Raw genomic sequence first — 9558 nt, forward strand, 5'->3', positions numbered from 1 at the left:
GAGGTGTTCGCGTCGTCTGTGGTCTCTGTCATCGAGAGCCATCCTTCCACTCGGCTGGATTGGTTGATGTGGTCGTCGCTGGAGGTGTTGACGTGCCCCTCGTCACATGTCACCATGACGACATCGAATTAAGCAAGCGCTTAGAAGGAGTTGTGATGGACTGGTGGAGCCCGGACGTCCCGCCCGCCGAGACCTGCGTCTTGGGGCCAGTCCTCCTGCAGCACCTCCGCGAACGACCGGACGCGGTGTATGCGTTGTTCCCAGATGGCACGCAGTGGACGTACCGGGACGTGTGGGCGGCGGCGAACACCACTGCCCGTGAGCTGCAGGAACTCGGTGTATCGCACGGCGATCGGGTGCTGTCGTGGCTACCGAACGGCCCCGACGCAATCCGGGTCTGGTTTGGCGCGAACCTGCTCGGCGCGATCTACGTGCCACTGAACACGGCCTACCGAGGGGGATTGCTCGAGCATGCGATCCGGCTCTCCGAGGCGAGCGTGCTGCTGGCCAGTCCGGGCCTGATCGAGCGGCTCGGCGGCCTCGACGTCGAGGGGTTGCGGCACGTGATTGCGGTGGAGCCGATCGGAGAGCTCGACCACGATCAGCTGCCGGTCACCCCCGATCAGGACGTCCAGCCGTGGGACCCCTACGCGATCATCATGACGTCGGGCACGACCGGTCCGTCGAAGGGCGTCGTGTGCTCCTACGTGCAGCTCGCCACGGCGGCCGCAGTCACCTTTGACGACAACTTCGGCCCCGACGACCGCTACATGATCAACCTGCCACTTTTCCACGTGGCCGGCACGATCTGCACCTACGGCGCGTTGCTGTGCGGCGGGTCGATCTCGATCGTGGAGAGCTTCGACACTGCGTCCTTCTGGGACACGATTCGAGCGACCGGGACGACGCATGCCATGTTGATGGGCGTCATGGCCTCATTTCTCGCCAAGCAGCCACCGTCGGACCGAGACCGCGATCATCCGCTGCGCAGGGCGGGGATGGTGCCCGTCATCGACGATGTGCCCGGCTTCTCGGAGCGTTTCGGCGTCGAGATCGTCACCATGTTCAATATGACCGAGATCTCCGTCCCGCTCGTGTCGGAGGCCAACCCAACGGCGCGCGGCACTTGCGGCAAGCTGCGCCGTGGCGTGCACGGCCGACTGGTCGACGAGCACGACCGCGAGGTGCCCACCGGCGAGGTCGGCGAACTGATCCTTCGCACCGAACGGCCGTGGGCGATGAACTCCGGCTACTGGGGGATGCCGGATGCCACGGCGCGGGCCTGGCGCAACGGCTGGTTTCACACAGGCGACGCCTTCCGGCTGGATGCTGACGGCAACTACTTCTTCGTCGACCGTATGAAGGATGCGATCCGCCGACGTGGAGAGAACATCTCCTCCGTCGAGGTCGAAGCCGAGATCCTTGCGCACCCGGCCGTGCGGGAAGCGGCAGTGGTCGCCGTGCCGAGCCCCCATGGCGAGGACGACGTGCTCGCCGTGGTCGCTCCGGTCGACGGCGTGGACATCGATCCCGCGGAGCTGCTCGCAGCGCTTGTCGACCGCCTGTCGCACTTCATGGTGCCGCGCTACATCCGGATCATGCCCGAACTCCCCAGGACATCCACCAACAAGATCGAGAAGTACCTGCTTCGCAAGGAGGGGGTCACCGCTGACACCTGGGACCGCGAACGCGCCGGCATCCAGGTCAAGGCGGAACGCTTCACCCACCGCTAGCTGCTCAGTTGCCGATGAGCGGCTCGGGCAAGTCGGCAGGGCATGCGTGGTCGCGAGGAGCCGGGTGACGAACGACGAACCGCCTCGTGGCACGGGCACAAGATGGACGGGTTCAGGTTGCCCCGATATGTCGAGATTTGGCTACAAGCTGCCGTTGAACCCACTGGCAATAGTGGTGAAGAACAGTCTGCGTGAGCAGAGTCATGTCCGAAGAAGAACAGTTACGTAGGGAGAGTCATGTCTGATGCGAACAGCCGACCCTTGGTCGGTCGGACCCTAGTCATGTCCGGTGGAAGTCGGGGCATCGGGCTGGCCATTGCGACGGCCGTCGGCAGTCACGGCGCCAACGTCGTTCTGCTCGCCAAGACCGACACGCCCGACCCCCGGCTTCCCGGCACGGTGCACACCGCGGTCGAGCAGATCGAGGCCGCTGGCGGGAACGCCGTCGCTGTCGTCGGTGACGTGCGGCGTGACGAGGACGTCCAGCGGGCGGTCGACACGGCCGTCGGGAGATTCGGCGGCATCGACGTCGTGGTGAACAACGCCAGTGCGATCGAGCTCGTGTCGACCGAGGAGCTGCCGGTCAAGCGGTTCGACCTGATGCAGCAGATCAATGTGCGCGGGACCTTCCTGCTGACCCAAGCGAGCCTGCCGCACCTGCGGAAGTCGCCCGCTGGGCGTGTGCTGACGCTGGCGCCGCCACTCAACATGTCGCCGCGTTGGCTCGGCGCGCACCCCGCGTACACGATGACGAAGTACTCCATGACCCTGCTGTCCATGGGATGGGCGGCCGAGTATGCCGAGACGGACCTGGCATTCGCCTGCCTGTGGCCGGAGACCTTCATCGCCACTGCGGCGATGGCCCGCTTCCACGGTGACGAGGGGCTGGCCGCAGCGCGCAGCCCGCAGATCATGGCCGACGCAGCGGTCGAGATCCTGTCGCGCAAGCCCGGCGAAGTGACCGGGCGGTGCTTCCTCGACGCCGACGTGCTCCGCGAGTCCGGCATGGCCGACCTGTCCTCCTACGGCGGTGGCGAGAACCCCCCGCTCGACTTGTTCGTGGACTGACACATGAGCCGCCACGCCACTCGAGTGTGACCGGCCTCATGTGTGCACCGGTGGCTGGCACATCGAACCCACGAGGCACCTCTTGCACCAGGACGAGCGATGCCTCCGCCGATCCGCGCATGGTCGGAGGGCTCGGGGCCTGATCAAGCACAGCAGGAAGTCGTTGACGAGCACCTCGTTCTCTCCGGCAGCCATGGCGAGCGCCTGGTCGTCGAGGAGGTCACCAAGTTGTTCGGCAATCGCGCGCTGCGGCCAGGTCGTTCCGGGTTGGTCGTCGTGCCGGTTGCGGCGGGGGTGGTCAGGTCGTCGGTGAGAGCGGTGGTCCGCATGCCCGGGCGAAGAGGTCGGCCCAGGCGGTTTCCCATGGCCAGGGTGTCGGTAGGTGCAGGGTGAGTCTTCGGGCGGAGGACGCGATCCGGGCAGGCACGGTGATCAACTTGCGGCGGACCGTCGCGGTCGTCGACTTGGCCAGTGCGGTGCCTGCCAGGGTCGCGGCTGCCCGGGTCAGGTTGAACGCCATCACGGCGAGCACGAGCCAGGCGGCGTTCGCGGCGAACTTGCCTAAGGGCAGGTGCGCGAGGGTGGCGTTCTTCAGGTCGGAGTGAACCTGCTCGATGATCGCGTGGCCGCGGTGGGTCTTGTCCGCGGACACGGTGTCGGCCAGGGCGGGGCTGGTGGTGGTGAAGAAGGCGTGGAAGCGCCAGGTGTCGAACAACGTCTTCTGACCGTCCGTCCCGGCCGGGTTGAGGTCCGGGATCCGGCGGACCACGAGCCGACCGGTGACCTGCTCGGCCTGCGTCCTGGAGGTGAATGCGGTGAACGGAATCTCGGCGACCTCGGCGCGCGAGACCCAGGTCTGGGTCTGCTCGTCGAAGACCGCGTCGGTGTACTCGATCGGGGTCCAGGCATCGTCACCGATGGCGGAGATCGCGGCCTTGACCTTGGGATCTAGGCGGACGGTGACCGACACGTCGGCGCCGCTCCTGATCGCCGCGGCGACCATGGGGTGGCCGTAAAACGCGGAGTCGGCACGCACCAGCGGCCGCCGTCCGGAGTCGCCGGTCAGCTGGTTGGTGGTCTTCAGCGCGTCGGCGACCAGCCGGGCCGCGCCCCGCGGAGAACCACACGACCCCTTCCGCAGCCGCTGCGCCACGACCACCGGCGCGGACTCGGTCGAGGAGACGGTGGCGAGCAGCGCGTTGAGCCCGCGGACCCCGGAGTAGCCGTAGCCCGAACCCTGCTTGGAGTAGCCGTGGACCTCGATGATCGTGTCATCGATGTCGACCATCACTTGGCCAGTGCCAGCGGTCTGGCTGATCAGTGGCGCCCGGGCGGCCAGCCCGGTCAGGAACCTCGAGGCCACCGCGTCGAGCTGACGGACGTGGCCGAAGGTGAACGAGCGCAGGAACGACCCCAGCGTTGAGGGCGCGTAGGCGTTGGCGAAGACCCGGCCCATCCCACCGTGCCGCAGCAGCGCCATGTCATCGATGCTGTCCGCGCCCGCGACCATCCCGGCGATCAGCGAGGTGACCTTCAACCCGGCGTTCGCGCCCTTGTCCGTCGGCACGCTCAAATGCGTCTGGGCGAGTTCGCTCAGCCCCGCCGAGCGGGCCAACGCGAGGACCGGGACCAGCCCGGCCGACGACACGAGATTCGGATCATCGAAGACCACCGACGTTGCCCGAGGCCTGTGGCAAAGTTGCATCTACGAGATGCCCTTCGTACTGGTGCGAATTCGATCCTAGAGAAGACCGATTTTCCCAGCACGTAAGGGCATTCTCACTTCACGACGCGCTCACCCGACCAACCTCATCGGTGGATCGAGGCTAAGAGCCCTACTGGGCCGCCTACGGCACGAGGATCGCGCGACCAGTCACGTGTCCGCCCTCCAGATCATCGATCGCCTTCTGAATGTCAGCGAGCGGGTAGATCGCGGTCTCGACATGTAGCTTTCCTTGCTGAGCGAGCGCGATCACCTGAAGCTGGTCAGCACGCGTTCCGCCGAAGGAACTCTGTACGTTCACACCCCAGGGAAGCACGTCCGTGCTCAAGTCCGCGGCGTAGGCGAATGTCCCGCCACCGAGTCCGACGAAACGCAGAGCTCCTTCGGGCGCGACGATCTTCGTCGCTAGTTGTACAGTTGGCTGCACGCCAACGAAATCGAACACAGCGTCCGCGCCGTATCCGTTCGTCGCCTCGAGCACCTTCTGCGAAGCCTCGGAATCACTTCTGAGTACTACGTCGGCACCGAGGCCCCGCGCAAGCTCCAGCTTCGTCTCGTCGTTGTCGATAGCGATGATTCGCGCGTCCGTGGTGGCTTTGAGGATTTGCAGACCCATGTGACCGATGCCGCCGACCCCGATGACAACGACGGTTGAGCCCGGGGTGAGGTGGGATCGCGCGGAATTGATGGCATGCATCGGGGTGATACCCGCGTCCGCCAGCGGCGCCGCGGCTACCGGGTCAAGATCACCGATCTTGTCCAGGTGGCGGGCCTTCACCGCCATGAAGTCCGCCATCGCCCCATCTGGACCCAGGCCCGGGACGGTGGGGATCGTGGTGCGGCTGCCGTTCACCTCGCACGCATTGTCGCGTCCCTCGACGCAAGCTCGACAATGTCCGCACGCCCAAATGAGGCTTACGAGAACCGCATCCCCCTCTTCCAGCCCCGTCACATCGGAACCCACTGATTCGACCCAGCCCGCACCCTCATGACCGAGGGTCTTGCCGAGGAGGAACGGCAACTCCTCTGGGATGTGAAGCACGTGCAGGTCGGAGCGGCAGAGCCCCGCGCCCGCAATTTTGACGAGCACCTCATCTGGACCAATCTCTGGAACGGCTACCTCCTGAAGCTGCACGGCGCCGGGTCCCATGTATTTCACTGCATTCATCATTGAACAATTCCTCTGGGTTCGATGCGTGAGGCGACGAGCACGATGTGTTGCCGGTCACACCCAAACCTATGCACGCGATGCGCCCACGGAATAGTTCGAACCCGCCGGACATCGGTACAGAACGACACGACTCACCTGCTTCGCGTCCGATCCCGCCGGCGAGTACGCCGGCGACACTGCACCCCCCCGGGGTGCTCAGCCCAGATGGACTGACTGACCCCGAACGCCCACCAAATCTGTCGACGGGGGACTGCTGCACGAACGGGTGACAGTGTGACCTGCCCCACCGTTTGGGTTCCAGTGGTGGTGGCTAACTGACTGCGGTGATGGGGTCGTTCTCGGAGAGTAGTTCGAACTCGATCGGGGTGCGGTAGCCGAGTGCGGAGTGGCGTCGTCGGCGGTTGTGGAAGATCTCGATGTACTCGAAGATCGCGTTGTCGAGTTCGACCCGGGTCTTCCATCGCCGGCGGTCGAGCAGTTCGATCTGCATCGAGGACCAGAAGCTCTCCATCATGGCGTTGTCCAGGCCGTCGCCGACTGTGCCGAAGGATGGCAGCAGACCTGCGGAGCGAATCTTCTCGCCGTAGACCCACGAGGTGAACTGGGCGCCGTGATCGGCGTGGACGATCCCGCCGGGTTCGGGACGACGATTGCGGATGGCCATGTCGAGGGCGTTGACCACGAGGGTGGCGTCCTGGTTGGAGTCGATTGACTAGCCAACGATCCGGCGGCTGTAGGCGTCCAGAACCGCGGCACAGTAGATCCACCCTTCCCGGGTGCGATGTTGCGTGATGTCGGTGACCCACAGTTCGTTGGGTCGGAGCCGGTGGAACTTCCGGTTGACCAGATCATCTGCGGTCGCAACACCGCGCAACCGTTTGACCCGGGTCGGCCCCGGCAGGCCATAGACGCCGGCCTGGCTCATCAGCAGCCACACAGTTCGCTCGCAGACAGATCCCCATTCCCATGGTGAGTTCGGCGTGCACGCGTCGGTAGCCGTAGGTGCCCCGTGAGGCGACGTTGACCTCGCGGATCAGCCCAGTCAGCCACTGCCGCCGCTGCTGCGTCGGGGTGGTCGGGGTCCTCTTCTGCTTGTAGTAGTTCTGCCGCGCTACTCCCAGGACCCGGCAGCAGCGATCGGCCGGGACCCGGGCGTCGACGAGTCGGTCGATCACCGGGTGAAGCCTTTTGGGCGGGGTCGGTCCTCGCCGAGGAACTTCGCGGCCTGGCGAACGATCACCAGCTCGGTCTCAAGCTCGCGGATGCGCCGACGTGCCGCACGGAGTTCCGCGGACTCGGTGGTGGTGGTCCCGGGAATCTCGCCCCGGTCGATGCGGTCCTGCTTGACCCACTTGGACAGCGTGACGGGGTGAATGTCGAGCTCGTGGGCAGTCTGCTTCTGCGGTTTACCCGCGCGGACGAGCGCGATGGCTCGGGCTCGAAACTGTGGTGGGTAGGCACGGGGCACGGTGGTCAGCCTCTCGATGAAGGCAGTCACTTAGCCTCCATCCACTGATGAGCAGGGGCTGTGCGGTCGGGGTCGGTGACGACGGGTCGTCGGGTGCGTGGGCGTGGGTGTTGGTCTGGCCTCGCTGCCAGGTCGTTCCGGGTTGGTCGTCGTGCCGGTTGCGGCGGGGGTGGTCAGGTCGTCGGTGAGAGCGGTGGTCCGCATGCCCGGGCGAAGAGGTCGGCCCAGGCGGTTTCCCATGGCCAGGGTGTCGGTAGGTGCAGGGTGAGTCTTCGGGCGGAGGACGCGATCCGGGCAGGCACGGTGATCAACTTGCGGCGGACCGTCGCGGTCGTCGACTTGGCCAGTGCGGTGCCTGCCAGGGTCGCGGCTGCCCGGGTCAGGTTGAACGCCATCACGGCGAGCACGAGCCAGGCGGCGTTCGCGGCGAACTTGCCTAAGGGCAGGTGCGCGAGGGTGGCGTTCTTCAGGTCGGAGTGAACCTGCTCGATGATCGCGTGGCCGCGGTGGGTCTTGTCCGCGGACACGGTGTCGGCCAGGGCGGGGCTGGTGGTGGTGAAGAAGGCGTGGAAGCGCCAGGTGTCGAACAACGTCTTCTGACCGTCCGTCCCGGCCGGGTTGAGGTCCGGGATCCGGCGGACCACGAGCCGACCGGTGACCTGCTCGGCCTGCTTCCTGGAAGTGAATGCGGTGAACGGAATCTCGGCGACCTCGGCGCGCGAGACCCAGGTCTGGGTCTGCTCGTCGAAGACCGCGTCGGTGTACTCGATCGGGGTCCAGGCATCGTCACCGATGGCGGAGATCGCGGCCTTGACCTTGGGATCTAGGCGGACGGTGACCGACACGTCGGCGCCGCTCCTGATCGCCGCGGCGACCATGGGGTGGCCGTAAAACGCGGAGTCGGCACGCACCAGCGGCCGCCGTCCGGAGTCGCCGGTCAGCTGGTTGGTGGTCTTCAGCGCGTCGGCGACCAGCCGGGCCGCGCCCCGCGGAGAACCACACGACCCCTTCCGCAGCCGCTGCGCCACGACCACCGGCGCGGACTCGGTCGAGGAGACGGTGGCGAGCAGCGCGTTGAGCCCGCGGACCCCGGAGTAGCCGTAGCCCGAACCCTGCTTGGAGTAGCCGTGGACCTCGATGATCGTGTCATCGATGTCGACCATCACTTGGCCAGTGCCAGCGGTCTGGCTGATCAGTGGCGCCCGGGCGGCCAGCCCGGTCAGGAACCTCGAGGCCACCGCGTCGAGCTGACGGACGTGGCCGAAGGTGAACGAGCGCAGGAACGACCCCAGCGTTGAGGGCGCGTAGGCGTTGGCGAAGACCCGGCCCATCCCACCGTGCCGCAGCAGCGCCATGTCATCGATGCTGTCCGCGCCCGCGACCATCCCGGCGATCAGCGAGGTGACCTTCAACCCGGCGTTCGCGCCCTTGTCCGTCGGCACGCTCAAATGCGTCTGGGCGAGTTCGCTCAGCCCCGCCGAGCGGGCCAACGCGAGGACCGGGACCAGCCCGGCCGACGACACGAGATTCGGATCATCGAAGACCACCGACGTTGCCCGAGGCCTGTGGCAAAGTTGCATCTACGAGATGCCCTTCGTACTGGTGCGAATTCGATCCTAGAGAAGACCGATTTTCCCAGCACGTAAGGGCATTCTCACTTCACGACGCGCTCACCCGACCAACCTCATCGGTGGATCGAGGCTTAGCGCTGGGCAATCCCCTCTCGAGCCTCTCCCTGCCCAAGTGACGCCCGGACTACGCAGGCCAGGTGAGAGCAACACGACGAATCGTGGGCAGCCGAGAGAGAGACAGCCCGGGCGCCTAGACCGAGCCTCGCCAGGCACCGGTCCGAGGTCAATAGAAGAAGTAGCTGATGTGCGTGCGCGTCGCAGAAGGCCGCGAGAGTCATTTGAATATGCGCCTCGCTGCGAGGTCAGGGAGTGGTAGCTCGGCGATGCCCCGTCGCGGGGCCGTGCGTCCCGCGAAGACGCAGCTCCCCAGGCTGGAGCAACCGTGCCGGCGCGATCTCGGGGTTGCGGGCACGCAGGACCAGGTACTGCACGGCATGCCGGCCAAGGTCGGGCAGGTCGACGCTGACCGTTGTGAGGTCCAGGGCGGTCTGAGAGGCGAGCGGTATGTCGTCGTACCCGACGACGGTGACGTCCCCGGGCACGTCGAGCCCGGACCGGCGCAGGGCGTCTTGGGCCCCGGTGGCCAGGACGTCGTTGGCGCAGAAGGTCGCGGTGACCGGGCGTCGGGTCAGGAGCTCCTCGGTGGCCCGTGCCCCGTTGGCGATCGAGAAGGGGATCCGTGCGACGGGGTCGGGATGCGGCGCGATGCCGCGACGCGCGAGGGCGTCCCGAAACCCCGCCAGTCGCTTCGATCCGGTGCTGGT

At 66.4% G+C, this 9558-nt stretch carries 6 protein-coding genes and 1 pseudogene; 2 read left to right on the top strand and 5 right to left on the bottom strand.

The genetic code is table 11. The features are described from left to right. Positions 1–155 precede the first annotated feature (155 nt). Together DDE18_RS22360 and DDE18_RS22365 are read left to right on the top strand one after the other, a co-directional pair. On the top strand, positions 156–1733 hold the full coding sequence (locus DDE18_RS22360; protein WP_116574643.1) for an AMP-binding protein: 1578 nt from the start codon (positions 156–158) through the stop codon (positions 1731–1733). Between the two features lie 237 nt (positions 1734–1970). Then, complete coding sequence (locus DDE18_RS22365; protein WP_116574644.1) at positions 1971–2801, top strand: SDR family oxidoreductase; 831 nt, start codon at positions 1971–1973, stop codon at positions 2799–2801. Positions 2802–3099: 298 nt separating this feature from the next. On the opposite strand, the gene DDE18_RS22370 is transcribed toward DDE18_RS22365, so the two are convergent. The 5 genes and pseudogenes from DDE18_RS22370 to DDE18_RS22390 form a co-directional block, all read right to left on the bottom strand. After that, positions 3100–4506 (bottom strand): IS1380 family transposase, encoded by a 1407-nt coding sequence (locus tag DDE18_RS22370; protein WP_116574645.1) that lies wholly within the window; start codon positions 4504–4506, stop codon positions 3100–3102. 142 nt (positions 4507–4648) lie between these two features. Continuing rightward, positions 4649–5695: an NAD(P)-dependent alcohol dehydrogenase gene (locus DDE18_RS22375; protein ID WP_211754716.1), complete on the bottom strand. Its 1047-nt coding sequence runs from the start codon at positions 5693–5695 to the stop codon at positions 4649–4651. Between the two features lie 310 nt (positions 5696–6005). Beyond that, positions 6006–7163, bottom strand: a pseudogene (locus DDE18_RS22380) (IS3 family transposase). Positions 7164–7336: 173 nt separating this feature from the next. Next, positions 7337–8743: an IS1380 family transposase gene (locus DDE18_RS22385; RefSeq protein WP_116574646.1), complete on the bottom strand. Its 1407-nt coding sequence runs from the start codon at positions 8741–8743 to the stop codon at positions 7337–7339. 353 nt (positions 8744–9096) lie between these two features. Next, positions 9097–9558: LacI family DNA-binding transcriptional regulator (locus DDE18_RS22390; RefSeq protein WP_133241319.1), on the bottom strand; the 462-nt coding region annotated here is incomplete at its 5' end.

It is taken from the genome of Nocardioides gansuensis, assembly GCF_003076135.1.
In the GTDB taxonomy this organism is placed as follows: Bacteria; Actinomycetota; Actinomycetes; order Propionibacteriales; family Nocardioidaceae; genus Nocardioides; species Nocardioides gansuensis.

Coding starts and splice junctions, on each gene's coding strand:
- DDE18_RS22375 (WP_211754716.1), bottom strand. CDS start 5,695: ATGATGAATGCAGTGAAATACATGGGACCCGGCGCCGTGCAGCTTCAG.
- DDE18_RS22365 (WP_116574644.1), top strand. CDS start 1,971: ATGTCTGATGCGAACAGCCGACCCTTGGTCGGTCGGACCCTAGTCATG.
- DDE18_RS22370 (WP_116574645.1), bottom strand. CDS start 4,506: ATGCAACTTTGCCACAGGCCTCGGGCAACGTCGGTGGTCTTCGATGAT.
- DDE18_RS22385 (WP_116574646.1), bottom strand. CDS start 8,743: ATGCAACTTTGCCACAGGCCTCGGGCAACGTCGGTGGTCTTCGATGAT.
- DDE18_RS22360 (WP_116574643.1), top strand. CDS start 156: ATGGACTGGTGGAGCCCGGACGTCCCGCCCGCCGAGACCTGCGTCTTG.